The organism is Vibrio sp. 704 (assembly GCF_033339295.1).
Window position 1 is genome coordinate 1 of record NZ_JAWOUH010000001.1, and the last position, 15514, is coordinate 15514.

General features: G+C 44.3%; 13 protein-coding genes. 3 read left to right on the plus strand and 10 right to left on the minus strand.

What is annotated here, in order from left to right:
• Positions 1-352 precede the first annotated feature (352 nt).
• Both R7R24_RS00005 and R7R24_RS00010 read left to right on the plus strand, forming a co-directional pair.
• Positions 353-619 carry a hypothetical protein gene (locus R7R24_RS00005; RefSeq protein WP_191115800.1) on the plus strand — a complete coding sequence of 89 codons (267 nt, stop codon included), beginning with the start codon at positions 353-355 and terminating at the stop codon, positions 617-619.
• Between the two features lie 395 nt (positions 620-1014).
• The gene (locus R7R24_RS00010) at positions 1015-1878 is read left to right on the plus strand and encodes a hypothetical protein (RefSeq protein ID WP_054577715.1); all 864 of its coding nucleotides are present in this window, start codon (positions 1015-1017) and stop codon (positions 1876-1878) included.
• 483 nt (positions 1879-2361) lie between these two features.
• Here the strand turns inward: R7R24_RS00010 and R7R24_RS00015 are convergent, their stop codons facing one another.
• From R7R24_RS00015 to R7R24_RS00055, 9 genes are all read right to left on the minus strand, one after another.
• Positions 2362-5463 (minus strand): efflux RND transporter permease subunit, encoded by a 3102-nt coding sequence (locus tag R7R24_RS00015; protein WP_318119398.1) that lies wholly within the window; start codon positions 5461-5463, stop codon positions 2362-2364.
• On the minus strand, positions 5460-6788 hold the full coding sequence (locus tag R7R24_RS00020) for an efflux RND transporter periplasmic adaptor subunit (protein ID WP_042523281.1): 1329 nt from the start codon (positions 6786-6788) through the stop codon (positions 5460-5462). Before R7R24_RS00020 ends, R7R24_RS00015 begins: the two co-directional genes overlap by 4 nt.
• The gene (locus R7R24_RS00025; RefSeq protein WP_042523279.1) at positions 6775-7431 is read right to left on the minus strand and encodes a TetR/AcrR family transcriptional regulator; all 657 of its coding nucleotides are present in this window, start codon (positions 7429-7431) and stop codon (positions 6775-6777) included. The genes R7R24_RS00020 and R7R24_RS00025 overlap by 14 nt, the downstream gene beginning before the upstream one ends.
• Before the next feature lie 192 nt (positions 7432-7623).
• Positions 7624-8283 carry an HAD family hydrolase gene (locus R7R24_RS00030; RefSeq protein ID WP_017633566.1) on the minus strand — a complete coding sequence of 220 codons (660 nt, stop codon included), beginning with the start codon at positions 8281-8283 and terminating at the stop codon, positions 7624-7626.
• 2 nt (positions 8284-8285) lie between these two features.
• The gene (locus R7R24_RS00035; RefSeq protein WP_005373862.1) at positions 8286-9305 is read right to left on the minus strand and encodes an ABC transporter ATP-binding protein; all 1020 of its coding nucleotides are present in this window, start codon (positions 9303-9305) and stop codon (positions 8286-8288) included.
• On the minus strand, positions 9302-10090 hold the full coding sequence (locus R7R24_RS00040) for an ABC transporter permease (protein ID WP_042523277.1): 789 nt from the start codon (positions 10088-10090) through the stop codon (positions 9302-9304). The genes R7R24_RS00035 and R7R24_RS00040 overlap by 4 nt, the downstream gene beginning before the upstream one ends.
• A 2-nt stretch (positions 10091-10092) precedes the next feature.
• Positions 10093-10983, minus strand: a complete 891-nt coding sequence (locus tag R7R24_RS00045; RefSeq protein ID WP_042523275.1) for an ABC transporter permease — start codon at positions 10981-10983, stop codon at positions 10093-10095.
• On the minus strand, positions 10980-11804 hold the full coding sequence (locus R7R24_RS00050) for an alkaline phosphatase family protein (protein WP_054577716.1): 825 nt from the start codon (positions 11802-11804) through the stop codon (positions 10980-10982). Before R7R24_RS00050 ends, R7R24_RS00045 begins: the two co-directional genes overlap by 4 nt.
• Before the next feature lie 12 nt (positions 11805-11816).
• Positions 11817-12884 carry an ABC transporter substrate-binding protein gene (locus R7R24_RS00055; protein WP_042523272.1) on the minus strand — a complete coding sequence of 356 codons (1068 nt, stop codon included), beginning with the start codon at positions 12882-12884 and terminating at the stop codon, positions 11817-11819.
• Positions 12885-13094: 210 nt separating this feature from the next.
• On the opposite strand from R7R24_RS00055, the gene R7R24_RS00060 reads away from it, so the two are divergent.
• A complete protein-coding gene (locus R7R24_RS00060; RefSeq protein ID WP_005387087.1) occupies positions 13095-13823 on the plus strand; it encodes a UTRA domain-containing protein in 729 nt (242 codons plus the stop codon).
• A gap of 62 nt (positions 13824-13885) precedes the next feature.
• Here the strand turns inward: R7R24_RS00060 and R7R24_RS00065 are convergent, their stop codons facing one another.
• Entirely contained in the window at positions 13886-15472 is a 1587-nt protein-coding gene (locus tag R7R24_RS00065) for a BCCT family transporter (RefSeq protein WP_005373846.1), read from the minus strand.
• Positions 15473-15514: the final 42 nt, after the last annotated feature.

Consider the following 15514-nt stretch of genomic DNA (forward strand, 5'->3'; position numbering starts at 1 on the left):
TTGGCGCTGGACTAAACAAAGGCCCCCTTTTAGGGGGCTCACACAAAGCCACCTTCTTTAGAAGGTGGTAATTTACTTCCGCATTTTGATTCAAAGCGATTTTTTAGTGGGCAGTTACGTAATTATCTGATGAGAAAACTGCCTGACAAAGCATTTATAATGTGTATGTTTCCAATGTTTTAAATTCGCATGGTTAATTTGACACTTGGTTAGCGAAATTTACCAGACGAAGATAACGTTGAATATGAGGATTTGTTTAAGTCGTTGAAAAATAACAAAATAAAAGTTGGCATCGTATGTGCAATATATAAATTGTAATTAAAATTAACTGCTAATCCTCAAGGAGCTTATTATGAAAAGCGTATTTCTATCTACTCTAAGTCTTATTGCTGTAATGTCATCACCAATCGCTGCTGCTAACACTTTAGACAAAGAGGAGTGGAGCTCAGATTTACGTCAGGACTTTTCTGAGATGAAACATGAAACTATAGCAGATATTCAGCAAATGAACATGGATGCCATTCACGCACGTGATGAGCGTATCGTGAAAAACATTAAAGATGAGCAAGAACAGTTAGTAAAGGTAACGTGCCACAAAGAGAAAGCAAGCAAGTCATAAACGCCGCTAAAAGAGACTAACAGACGAAAATGAATCCAATACGAGTTCGGTGTTAGTTAGCAGTAAGCACTGACCTTGTTGCTCAACTTGCCAGCCTTTTAAGGCTGGCTTTTTTGTTTCTCATTTCATGGGTAGGGATCAGATCCTCAAGCTCATTATCAATAGTTGGCGTGTTTGATGAGCTATTGCTGGATGGAGCGGATGTAACTTTTAAAAGTGTAGATTTCAGTAAAGTGGAGGTGATGTTAGATATTTAAAATTTAGAAAAGATCCGATCTCCTTTTTGACCTTCATAATACCTTAGTATGTGGCTTACCTTTACTTGAATTAGAACTCATATTGCAGGCTCTCGTTTAAAGGTATTGATGCATATTTGAAGAATAAGAGATAGACATATGAGTTTTATTAAAATGTGTAAAGATGGTTTTAGAGGAAAACCAGATTTTGCACACTTGTTACATAATGTATTCCAGATAGATGACTTAGTACTATCATTTGAATGCCCGAACAATATATATGAAGGTCATGTATACCAAGATTTTATTGAATTACAACGGTTCAATATTGATTCAAAAGTAGAGCGACATGAAAAGTGTATAAAATTGGCCACGATTTATTTCTCTTTTCAAAATAAAATAATAAATCCACTATTACCAATCAATAAACAAGGTGGCTTATATATTCGGTTAAGGATTAAATCTTCAGATAAATATATTACTAGTGTTAATCAACTATCTTCATTTATAGAGAAAGAGTACGTGGATTTTTATCATGCTGTAGAGTCACCTGACGGCTCTCGAAAAGGTGATCATACAGAGTTGATGAATGATGCCATTGCGTATGCAAATCATCGTTGGGGAATGGACCCGATAAACGAAGAAAAAAAGAGAGCGAAAGAAGAGTTCCTTGTAGGAGAGTTTCTTCGTGGTTATCCTCCAATCAAATGCCAAGATATCAAGATTGGTGAAAATACATTTTCAAAATATGTAGAAGGAAATTTGGAGTATAAAAAAGACTATCGAAGAGTGTACAATTTGCCTATCAAAAATGAGTTTTACTTTAGTATTGAATTTTTATATGAAATCGAGCCTATATTTGCTCAAAAAAAGTTTTTAGATTGGGTAAGACACGCGGATGAAATCTTTGAAAAAAACGTTTTAGAGTTGCTAGCACTGTCTCCGCTTATTGATTCGCATACTACCTCCAAATCCGAAAGGTTGGCAAAAAAAGTTGATCCAGAGCGTTCATACTTAACTTAAAGAAAAAAGCCCGCGAAGAATGCTTTCACGGGCGAAAAAAGGGCACCAAATTGGGTGTCTATTCATTTTGGAGGTGGTCGAACGTCCATATAAAACTGACAATAGGCTTGGTGAGAGGCTTACCACCAGCGCGACCAACGAGGCTAAAGTTAACATTGTTGTAATGATTGTTAAAATGTTAATTCTTCAATCAATGTTTTCATTATCGTGAGTTTAAATTGTGAATGTGTTGCCTGCGTGTATTTTTACTCTGTGAAATGCCGTTTTTGACAATAAAACATATTATAAATCTTGTGTTGGTTATTTGATTTGGTTATATAAAACTCAACATACTTAATCCTTAACTGTTCATATTCACACTTAATGAGACACAATAACCCTCTGTTTGTTAAGTGATTGTGTGTTTTTTTAACGTATTGGTATTGAACAAAAAGCGACCTAAGCCGCTCTTGTTCATTTTGATAAATGTACTTATCAGTCGTTTTAGATTTCTTCGTGTTTATGGACTAGGCCGAAGTCAGCTAAAATGGCATACGCGGCAGGGATCATAAACAACACCAGCAGAGTGGATGCGAAAATACCAAACACGATGGAGATAACCAGTGGTTGGATAACCTGTGCTTGCAAACTGGTTTCAGTCAGTAACGGAAGCAAACCTGCTGCAGTGGTCATTGATGTTAGGAATACTGCTCTAAAGCGTTCCCGACTGGCTTTGACTACCGAGTCATGCACATTATCCCCTTCATCCACATGATGGCGTATGTACTGAACTAACAGAATCGAGTCATTCACTACAATCCCTGCTAATGAGACGAAGCCCATCATACTTGGCATACTTAATGAGTGACCGAGTAGGATGTGTCCCCATACCACGCCAATAAAGGCGAGGGGAATCGCAAGCATGACGACGAATGGTTCCAAATAACTGCGGAATTGGTAACTCAGAATCGCAAACACGCCAAATAAACCAAGCAAGAAGCCTTTACCCATTGATGCGCCAGTTTCAGCGGTATCTTTGGCTTCACCTTCAAAATCAAAGCGAAGACCAGGATACTTTTGCATAAGCTTTGGCGCTTCACTTTGTTGGAACTGACGAATAATGGCGGTTGAGTTGGCTTTCGTATTGTCGATATCGCCGAATACGCTCACAGTGCGCAAGCCATCGATGCGCTGGATTCTTACGTAATTACGTTGGAAATCCAAAGTCGCAATGGTCGCGAGTGGAATTTGACTGCCATCGGACAAGATAATTGGGAAGTTTGCCAATTGCTGTAAGTCACCAGCTTGCGCTTTATCAAGGCGAACTTCGATGGAAATGTTTTCAACCCCAACTTGGATTTCGTCTGCGGTTTGGCCAAAGAATGCTGCACGCAATTGATTGGCGATGAGTTGGCCGTTAATCCCATAAGCTTCTGCACCCGGACGCAGTTTAACCAAGACTTCTTCTTTACCCATACGCATGTCATCCAACACGCCATGGACACCGTCAAACTCATTTAAGTATTGTTGAATGTCGATAGAGGCGGCTTTGAGCGCATCCAGTTCATCATGCTTCGCTCGAATTTCAATCGCTCGTCCACCTGGCCCCATGGTCGGTTGTTTAAATACCAGTGAGATGGGATCGGCAAGTTCACCGATGTCTTCGCGCCATGCATCGATAAATTCATCGATGAGTGTGTTACGACTCTCTGCACCCAGCAAATCCAGACGTACCGTGGCAATGTGAGGGCCAGATTCATTCGCGTCGGCGTTAGCGTTGAATTGACTGGTGATGTGCAGAACCAATGGATTGCTGTCTTCCACTTTTTCTGTCCATTCTTTATCTAGCTTTTGAGCGGAAGCGACGATCTTATCGACGACAGCTTCCGTTTGAGACAGAGAAGAACCCGGAGGAAGAATAATACGCGCTTCTGCAATGTCGCCATCCAATTCAGGGAAGGGTTGGAACTTGAGTAAACCACCTACTAACGTGGCCGCGGAGATAAGAAGCAAGGCAACCACGCCACCCATAAAGGCATAGCGATACTCGACCACTTTATCTACTGCGTTGACCAAGGTGGTGTTGCGGAAGTTTTCAAAAGAAGCGAGCAGCTTTTGTTTGAACTTCGGTGTTTTTCGCTCTTGCTTTTGTTTATGTAGCGAATGAGAAAGGTGGTTAGGTAGGATCAAGAAGGCTTCCACCAAACTCAAACTCAAAACGAGGATCAGAACTTGAGGAACTGCTTTAAGTACCGCACCCATTTCACCTTGCAGGAATAACAAGCTACCAAAAATACACACCGTAGTTAGGAAGGAAGAAATTACCCCTGGCAGTACCTTTTTCACTCCTTTGATAACGGCATCATCGATCTCTTCTCCTCGGTCGAGGTGAGCGGCAATCGATTCGGCAATAACGATGGCATCATCCATCATGATACCGATGGCCATGAGTAACCCAACCAAAGACATGATGTTGATGGACAGGCCAAGTTGCGCCATCAAAAATAACCCACCTAAGAAGGCAACGGGTAAACCAGCTGCGACCCAAAAGGAATAGCGAAAACTAAAGAACAACCACATGGTGGCGAAGACCAGAATGATACCTTGCCAACCGTTTTTGACCATCATGGTCAGGCGATCCCAAAGCACGGATGAAAGGTCATTGGTCATTTGTAGCATCACACCGTCTGGCGCGATAGCTTGTTGTTCTTCGACAAATTGAGCAACCCGTTCCTTGATACGCAGTGCGTCATCTTCTTTGTTTTTGCTGACTTTTAGTAGGGCAGAAGGGTGACCATCGAAGAGGACTTTCTGTTCGTCCAATTCAAACCGGTCGGTAATCGTCGCAATATCTCTTAGACGGATGATTGAGCCATTTGTACCAGAGCCCACGACGATAGTCTCAAGCTCTTCCGGCGTCACGCGTCGTTCGTCAAAGCGGATCAGAAAGTTCTTATCTGGCGTTTCGACATTACCACTTGGCAACTTGACGTTTTGACGACCAATCTGGTCCGCAATATCACCAACACTCAAACCAAGTTGTCGGATAGCTTGAGTGTCTAACTCTACTCGGTATTGGTGGTCAGAGAAGCCAGCAACTTCAACCAAAGAGACATCGTAATCGATTTTTAACGTGCGTTTAAGCTGTTCGGCATACGCTTTTAGCTCTGGCCATGTGGTATCTGCGGTGATCGCGACATCCACAACTGGCTCGTTCCAATCGAGCTCTTGGACCACAGGAGATTCAATCTCTTGTGGGAAGTCGTTTATCGAGTTGATCTGGGTTTGAACATCAACCAACATGCGCCCAATGTCGGCTTCTTCATTCAGTTTTAAGATAAGACGCGCAGAACCCTCAATCGCTTCACACTGAGTTTCTTTAATGTTGGCAAGGCCATCGACAGCATCTTCCATTCGGATACAGATGCTCTCTTCTACCTCTTGAGGGGAAGCGCCGGGGTAAACCACACCAGCTAGGATGTAGGGCGGATCAAACTCAGGAAAAGTTTCACGCTTAATCGTGGAAAGTGAAGAAATCCCCAATATCAGCAGCGTTAGCATCAGCAAGTTGGCTGCTGTTGGATGCTTGGCGAAGAATCGGATCATGAATCAGACTCCTCAATAGCCGTTTCTGACTGTTCAGGTGACTCTTTCAATAGCATGCCGTTAATCGCAGGCAGCAAATCGTTGATGATCAGCTTCTGACCTTGCTCTAGTTCACCATCGATCACCACTTGGTTATTGCGACGATATAACACTTCAACCGTGACGACTTGCAGACGGTTGTCATCTCCCATCAGGTAAATCTTATCGCCATGAAGCGCACGCTCTGGGATGACCCAACTCGGGTTCTCTTGTCCCTCAATCAAGGCACGCACAAACATGCCGTTCACCAATGGAGGCGCAGACGTTGGGTTTAATGCACGGTAGTCTTGTTCAATTTCCAGAATCACACCGGCAGTCGCTTGGCTTGGATCAACCGTTTCACTGATGCGTGCAACTTTTGCTGGCCAGCTTGCAGAGAGGTTACCGCTGCTGAGTTCAATGTTGGCATGAATCGCATTCATATCAGGTTGTGGAATACCAGATTCATCGCGGACAAACTCACCGATGCTCGCCGCCAAAGTTTGCATGTCATGAATGGATAGTTGAGCTTCCACTTCCATGACATCAATACCATGTCCTGTCACCATGGTTTGTTGGAGGTTAACCACTTGCTTTTTCTCAATTTCTACGTCAGCAATACGCAAATCGTAAGGAAGCGTGATGATGGTTTTATCAAGCGAACGTTCGGCCTCATCCACTTTTGATGCATTAACTTTAACTAGGGCTTCCGCGACTCGTTTCTCATCCGGCATCAAACCAATTTGATTTTCAATATCCAGCACTAACTTACGTTGAGAGAGCGCGCTTTGCTCTTGCTGATCTACATCCGATTGCGAGGTTAAGCCTTTCTTACGTAGGTTTTGTTTACGGTCTAACTCTTTGTTGGCGATAACCAGACGGTTGGCTTCTATCTTGAGTGTGCTTTTGAGATTCGCTTCTTCTTGGTTCAGCTTAGCCAGAGAGGTTTGAGCAGATTTGAGATCGGCTTGAGCTTGAACCAGTTTCAGTTCGTAATCGAGTGGGTCGATTCGCAAGATTTCTGTCCCTGCTTGCAACACTTGTCCTTTTTCCAGCTGCGGATGGCGGTAGACCACTTTCCCCGTCACTTCGGCTATCGCTTTCCATTCCACTTTTGGGGCGATCTTGCCAAACCCTATGGCTACTGGAGCAATGGCTTTGAGCTCAAGTGGAATCGTCTCGACCAACCGTGCACGATCTCCAGCGGGTTTTACGGGCAAATCTGGTTTGAGGCTAATCGCCAAAAACAGAATGACGACCCCCACCGCAAGAGCAGGAAAGAACAGCAGCTTTTTATTTATCTTCATATTGGTCGCCCGAGTCTAAAAATCCATGTTTCATCAGTTGTATGTTGTGTTCGAATAATCGGTTCAAGAAGGCTTCAGAAAGTTCAATGCCATGAATGGCGAGCAGTGCTGGTGGTGCCATAAAAGGAAATACCATCAAGCTGATGTAAGAGACGCGACAAAGTTGAGGGTCGGCGTCTTTTCGTAAAACGCCACTATCGATCAACTTATCAAAGATCACGCCTTGCATTGGCTTACTGATATCTGCGAAGACTTTTTCGAGCAGTTTGCGTTGGGTTTCCGATGGGGGCATATTCATAACTTGGGCAACTAAGCGTGGGAACTGTGGTACCTTGATCATTTCGCGGTAGTAGGTGCGCATTAGATCGAGAAAGTTTTGCTCGTTACTGTTGGATACCAACGTCTGCATCTGCTTTTGCACCGGTGACAGTGTTTCGCGCAACATGGTCTCGAACAAGCCTTCTTTGTTGCCAAAGTAGTAACGAATCATCGCCACGTTCACGCCTGCTTTCTGCGCGACTAGGCGAGTAGAGACCTTGTCATAAGCCATAATGGTGAAGAGTTCGCGCGCGTGGAAAATCAGTTTTTCCCTTGCGTCGATATTATCTGTGGGTCTTCCCGCCCTTCGATGCGCTTCCGTCACAATCTTCTCTCAAAATATTAAACATTTGATTAATTATAAGACGCTGATTTCTCATGCGACATGTGAAAAATTAATCAGTATTTAATCAAGTGATTAATTTGTGATGAAGAGAAGTAAAAAAGAGCAGAAAGAACTGCTCTTTGAACAAATAGAAAAGTATTTACTTAGGAAGAACGGTCTTGTGAGGCTATATCACCCCCAACTTAACACACTCCAATTCGGTCTGTTGGCGTGTTCTTTGAGTTGTGGGCATGGATTTACCAGATAAGCGTAGTTCGCGTATTCACAAAGCGGTAAATCGTTGATTGAATCGGTATAGAAATGGATTTCGGAATAAGGCTCAGGCTGATTTTCTAGCCACTGTTTTAATCGCGTGACTTTGCCTTCACGATAACTCGGGATACCGTCGATTTCAGCAGTATAACGGTTGTTTTTCTCGATTAAATCAATTCCGAGTGCGGTTGGAATATTAAGACGGCGACCAACGGCTTCCACCAAAAAAGTGACGCTGGCAGAGATGATAACCATATCTATACCATCACGAGACAGTTGCTCAATCAGGGTTTTGGCTTGAGGGAACTGTTTAGGCAAAATATGGCTTTCAACACATTCTTCAACCAAGGCGTTTACTTCTTCAATCGGCATGTTTTCTAGTGGCTTCATGGAGAACGCTAGGTAATCTTCCATGTCCATTTTGCCTTCAGAGTACAAGGCCATTAGACGCTGATCTTCCATAATAAATAAAGGATCAGTCGCGATGCCTTTCTCAACCATAAACTCGTTCCAAATCATTGCGCAGTCAGCGTTTATTAGGGTTTCATCCATATCAAAAACATACAAAGGTTTGGACATGTTTAGGCTCTCACTGGTTGAATTTCGTTTAGGTTAAAGAGTAGTTCTAGTTGGCTGCCATTCGCTAGTAAGCGTTCTGAAGAGCGGTTAAGTAAGTCAACAGTGAGCTCACACTCTTCAACGTTCACTTGATAGCGAATAACATTACCTAGAAGCTGGTGGTTGGTGATCGTACCTACTTGTGGCGCTGAGATGTGGCTATCATATTGACGACCTTGCTCTTTTACATATATAGACTCTGGGCGAATCGCTACTTTCCATTCGGTATCAATGTTGAAGAGTTGCTTGGCTTTATTGGCCTCTACAAGGTTGTAGTGCCCCATGAAACCGGCCACAAACTCGTTAGCAGGATGAGTATAAATTTCTTCAGGTGTTCCTGCTTGAACAATTTCCCCTTTACTCATTAGGAAGATACGATCAGACATAATCATCGCCTCTTCTTGGTCATGAGTTACGAAGATAGTGGTGAGATTCATCTCTTTCTGAATGTCTCGGATTTGCTGACGAAGGTGTTTGCGGATTTTGGCATCAAGCGCAGAAAGTGGCTCATCAAGCAATAATATGCGAGGTTTCACCACCAACGCTCGAGCGAGTGCGACACGCTGGCGCTGACCGCCAGAAAGTTGATGCGGATAGTGTTTTTCTTTACCTGCCAGATCCACCAGTTTGATGACTTTAGCCACTTCACGTCGAATATCATCATTCGCAAGCTTTTTCATTTTTAAGCCAAATGCAATGTTGCCTTCGACGGTCATATTGGGAAACAGCGCATACGATTGAAAGACCATCCCAATACCACGCTCTTGCGGGACTTGATGCGTGATATCTTCTCCGTTTACCCAAATCTCGCCTCCATCGACAGGGTTAAGCCCAGCAAGGCTGCGAAGTAGTGTCGATTTACCACAACCGCTAGGGCCCAAAAGCGTAATGAATTCACCTTGCTCGATGTTAAAGTGAATGTCCTCAAATACGGTGTTATCACCAAAACGTTTAGTCAGATTTTTCGCTGTTACGTAGCTCATTGTTTGACTCCTCGGCTGAAACGACTTGCCAACCAAGTCAGTAAAAAAATAAATAGGAAGTAGGTCATCACTAAGGCAGACGTAAAGTGGCCGCTCGTCTGACGCATGTTATACAAGTAGATTTGCAGGGTTTCATAACGTGTGCCGACTAAAATATTGGCGAACACAAACTCTCCCAATAGAAATGAAAATGAAAGGAAAAGCGATGCCATCAGTCCTTTTTTGAGGTTAGGTAAAATGACCATCAAAAACGCTTTGGTTGTGCTTGCTCCTAGCAAGTGTGCAGCGTCCATTAAATCGTTAAGGTTAATTGCTTCGAAGCTATTAGAAATCGCACGATACATGAACGGTAACGCTATGGTGAAGTAAGTACCTACTAGAATCCAAGGAGTACCGATAAGGGAGATTTCACTGTCAGCATAAAGTTGAAGCAAGCCGACGGAGGACACCACTGGTGGTACAGCGAATGGTAGCAAAATAAATACGTTCATGAGCTTATCGAGCTTCGGAAAGTAGTAAAACACCACGAATATCGCTGGCAGAACCAGAATCACACTGAGGGTTAGCGAAGCAATACAAATAAACAGCGAACGCCCAAACGCTTGCAAAAAGCGTGGGTCGGTCAGCAATTTAACGTACCAATCAAAAGTGAAACCATCCGGAAGCACCGTAGCGCCCCAGCGTGATGAAAGCGAATAGACAAAGGTCGCTAAAATCGGGATGAGCATGATCCCAACAATGGAATAAACCACCGTTTTATGGAATCGCGTATTAACGTTGTTCATGACTACTTCCTACCTGCATAGCTTTTCGAAATGAGCCATTGGTTAATCACTGTGATAAAGGCAAGTAACGCCATTAGAATCACCGAAATTGCAGCGGCGAGATTAGGTTCAAGGAACAGGTCTCCCGATACCAGACTCGCAATTCGAATTGTGATGACGTTATAGTTACCGGAGGTCAACGCATAAACACTCGCATATGCGCCGATTGCGTTGGCTATTAAGATAATAAAGGTACCGAATAAGGCTGGTGAGAGCACTGGCAGCGCGATTTTCGCCCAATACTGTGATGTTTTGGCTCCCAGTAGCGCAGCAGCTGCTTGCCAATCATCGCTCAACGCGTCGAACGCAGGGTAGAGCAACAACACCGCCAGCGGGATTTGGAAGTAGATGTAAATGGCCAGCAGACCCCATTTACCATAAAGGTCGAAATCACCGAGTAAGCCATACTGCTTGAGCAAAAGGGTAATCGCCCCATTGGTGCCCAAAATAATGATAAAAGCGAATGACAGAGGTACGCCTGCAAAGTTGCTGCTCATGTTCGTAAACGCAATCACACCGTCGCGGACTTTAGAATCGACTCTGCGTAGAGAAGAGACCAACAGAGTCGCAATGGCTAAGCCAAAAATGCTCGACCATACAGCTAACCACAAACTGTTGCCAAACGCCTGCATCATAAAGGCGGAGTCGAGCACTTCAATGTAGTTATCGAAGGCAAACTCGCCATCGTAGATAAAGCTGTTTAACAGTACCCAAATCATCGGTGCGAGTTGAAATAGGTAGAAAAACAGCGCGAAAGGCACCAACCAAATGGCTGGCTTAAAGCGCTTTAACCAAGTACTTGCCAAATTTGAGCGTGATTCGCTAGAGCTAGGGGAGAGGACTGAACTTCTCATAGTGCTAACAATTCCTGAGTGTATGGCTTCGTGTGGTCAAGGTTTAGCAATTGACAAACGGTGCCACAAATATCAGTTTGCTTAATATGACAATCTTGATGGGTAAACTTATCACCAATGACAAACAGGGGAACTTCTCGCTCTTCAGGTAAAATCCCACCGTGAGAAAGATCGTTGTTCATGCCATGATCGCTGGTCACAATGATTTGATACCCATCAGCAAGCCATTGATCGATGTAGTTGGAAAGAATAATGTCTGCACCTCGCACACAATTGCGGTATTGGCGAGAGTCTAGGCCAAACTTATGTCCTGTATCGTCGATATTCATCGGATGGATCAATAAGAAATCAGGTTGATAGTTTCGACGTAAATACTCTGCGTCCAGGAACAAGGCTTCATCAGGATAATGATCCCAATGGTAAAAGCAGCCGTGCTGGATATTCAGGGTTTCATCATGCGTGAAACGATCGCGAACAGGTTCAAATGGCGCGCGATTGTAAAGCTCACTTACCCAGTGGTAGGCAGCCGCAGCGGTCACTTTTCCTTGGGCTTTTGCCAAACTGAAAATGGAATCGTGTTTGGATAGACGAACGATATTGTTGTTTACGATGCCGCTTTCTACAGGGCGAACGCCCGTTAAAATGCACTCATAAAGTGGGCGAGACATAGAGGGCAGCTCACACTGCACAGGATAAAGCGTTGCGCGAGTTTCTTGTTGGGAACGACTTTGTTCTAGAAGACCATTGAGGTAGCCCATGCAATCACGGGCTACCTGATAGTTCAGTCCATCTAGAACAACAAGGATGACCTTATTGCTCATAACGACTTACTCTTATTGCTGGTGGATTAAGACACTTTCTTGCCATTGACGTGGCAGCTTACGTGCGGATTTTTCCCAAGCTGAGAAGTCAGTCACTGGGTGAACATTGCTGTATTGGTCATTAGCAATTAGCTTGTCTTGCACTGCTTGAGGCAGTGTGATGTTGGTGCGGATTGGACGCGCATAACCTTCTGCTAAGTTGATTTGCCCTTGATCGCTGAAGATGTATTCACGAGCAAGCTTTGCTGCATTAGGGTTCTTCGCGTATTTATTGATTATGGTTGTATAACCAGAAATCACAGAGCCATCTTGAGGAATGCTCACTGTAAAGCGGTCGCGGTCAATTTTGTCGCGGTAGTTCAATGCATTGAAGTCCCACATGATCGCCACTTCCACTTCGCCTTTTTCTAGGTTGGCGATGTTCGGATCGGTAAATGAAAGACGACCTTGCTTCGCGAGTTCAGAAAAGAATTTGAGCGCAGGCTTGAGGTTGGATTCGTCCCCACCGTTGGCGAACGCTGCGGCGAGAACCGCGTTGTTTGCCTGTGCTGCTACGCCTACGTCACCTACGGTCACTTTGTAGTCGCCTTTTAATAGGTCATCCCACGTTTTTGGCGCGTCTTTTACGAGGTTATTGTTGGAGATAAAAGAAATAGTGCCAGTGTAAGCAAGTGCCCAATGACCATCTTCGTCTTTTGCCCAATCTGGGATGTCATTCCAAGTTGTTGGTTTATATGGCTGAGTGACGCCTTTTTTAACCGCTACACGTGCGAAGGCAAAGCCTACGTCACCAATGTCTGCGGTCGCGTTTTTCTTCTCAGCTTCGAATTTTGCGATTTCTTGAGCCGAGCTCATATCCGTGTCTTGGTGCTTAAGGTTGTAATTTGACTTTAAATCAGTCCAAGTGTCTTTCCAGTTTGCCCAACTGTCAGGCATACCCACACTGTAAACCGCCCCTTCTTTTTGTGCTGCTGCTACCAAAGATTCAATATCGGCTTCTTTCGCTACTGTTGGCGTAGCGAGTGTTACCGCAATGATTGCCGCTGGTGCGGTAATTGAACGACTTAGCAAAGTTTTCATTGTCTCCATCCTTCTGGACTAGGTCAGTAAGTTCGCTTTGTATGCTATGGATGGAATGTGACGATTTAGCGCAAGTAATTTGACAGTTTTGCTGATTTTATATGGCACTTATATTTCATACGTTCAGTATGTGTTCTGTTGATTAATGTCATATTTTTGTTACGTAAACGCCTTATGTTATTCGTCAAATTATCCTTGGACTAGATCAGAATGAGAGCGACAGGCACCGGACAATTTGGTACCCAATTAGGAAAAATTAGAAGCAGCTTAAAACAGCAGATTCTTTCCGGCATCATGTCGGAAGGACAAAAACTGCCGTCAGAGAGAGAGCTCAGTGAGCTGTTTTCTACGACTCGAATCACTATCAAAGATGCGTTGGTGTCTTTGGAAACGGAAGGTCTTATTTATCGAGAAGAGCGCCGGGGTTGGTATGTATCTCCTGAGCGTATCTGTTACAACCCGTTGTCTCGTTCTCACTTCCATCAGATGATTCGAGAGCAGCATCGTATTGCAGAAACTAAGTTACTCAACGTGCGAAGTGAAATGGCCGCAGGTGAGTATGCCAAATCGTTAGAGGTGGAGCGAATTACCCCAATTTATGTAATTGAACGGTTACGTTTTATTGATGGGCGAGCGGTATTGTTTGTTGAGAACGTGCTCAAAGCGGCACTGTTTGAGGGGATATTGTCTGAGAACCTCACAATGTCCCTGACGGGTATTTATCGTGAGAAGTATGGTTACGAAACAAAGCGCTCTCGTTTTGATGTGATTCCAACGTCAGCACCTGCTCATGTCGCTAAAGCGTTGAACTTGGCTGAAGGACAACCCGTTCTGAAAATTCGGCGGGTAAACTACAAACAAGATGGGCATTTAATGGACTGCGAATTCGAGTATTGGCGTCCAGACGCAGTGATGATTCGCATTGATAGCGTAGGATAAAGCGCAGAATTAAAAAGAGCCCAATGAAGGGCTCTTTTTCGCATATTGGTTAGAGAGGCGGTTTAAACGAGGCCTTGCTCTTTTGCCATTCTGCTTGCGATGCCGGGTGCTTTCCAAATGCTTGGCAGCAAAATGAAAGACACAGGCACGGCAGTAATTACAATGAAAGACTGCAATGCAGAAATACCACCAGAGCCCATTGAGATAAGCGCAATAGCGACAATACCCATAATCAGCCCCCAGAACGAGCGAATCACTGCGTTTGGTTCTGTTGAGCCCGTCATCACTACACTGATTGTGTAAGTCATCGAGTCACCCGTCGTCACGATAAATGTTGTCGTTAAGATCAGGAACAGAACCGAAATGATCATTGGGTAAGGTAATTCACCAGTAATCGCTAGCAGTGCTGCAGGCAAGTTAAAGCCTTCAAACGCAGATGAAATCAAACCAGGGTTATCAAGTTCAAACGCAAGGCCACTGCCACCAACGATACTAAACCAGAAGCAAGTAATCAGCGGTGCCGCGATGCTAATAGACATGATTAATTGGCGAATTGTACGACCACGAGAGATACGAGCAATAAAGATCGCCATCATTGGGCCATAACCGATAAACCAACCCCAGAAGAATACTGTCCACCAGCTTAGCCAGCCTGTATCACCACGGTAAAGTGCCATAGGGAAGAAGTTATCCACCATACGACCAACGCCTTGCACGTAGCCATCAACGATAAAGCTTGTCGGCCCGAAGAACAGGATGTAACCAATTAACAGTACAGACAAAATGATGTTGTAACGACTGACGATTTGAATACCCTTGCTCAAACCGCTCAGTGCGGAAAGGGTATACATCAGGATCGCCGCCATAATAACCATACTTTGCGTTACGAACGTATCTGGCAGGCCAAACAATGAGTTTAGCGCGTAGCTAATTTGTAAACCTAAGAAGCCGATAGGACCGATGGTTCCTGCTGCTACTGCAATGATGCTACATGCGTCAGCAACATCACCAATCCAGCCTTTAATGGCTTTATCACCAAAAACAGGGTAAAGCAGAGTACGCGGCTTAAGAGGCAGGCCTTTATCGTAATGCAAGTGCATTAAGACAATGGAAGATAGACCACCAAGGATCGCCCAAGCTAAGAAGCCCCAGTGCATAAAAGACTGAGATAGGGCATTGATTGCGGCAGTTTTCGGTGAAGCTTCCCCGTATAGAGGCGGAGCAGTCACAAAGTGGGCGATAGGCTCAGCTGCGGCCCAGAACACACCACCACCTGCAAGTAGAGTACAGAGTACGATTGACAACCACTTAAAGTTATCAATATCAGGTTTCGCTAGACCACCTAGGCGCACATAACCAGTGCGACCAAACGCAAGAGCCAAACCAATTAGGAAATTCAGAAGAAGCAGTACTTGCCAGTAAGCTCCGAAATATTTAGTAGCAAAGCCGAAGCCGGTGTTAACCATTGCGGTTAGAGAGTCGGTATTCGTTAGAGCAAGTAAAACGAATAGAGTGAGGAAGCTACCACTTAACCAAAAGACAGGATTGGTGAGTTCGAGGCGCTTGAGTAAAGATGGGGGATGAATAGCAGAATAGTCAGCATCCTGAATAGGCGCTGTGTGGGAGGCGGCATTCGTCATATTTGACATAATTACTTCGCTTTTTAGGGCTATGAAGCCGTGCATTTCCCC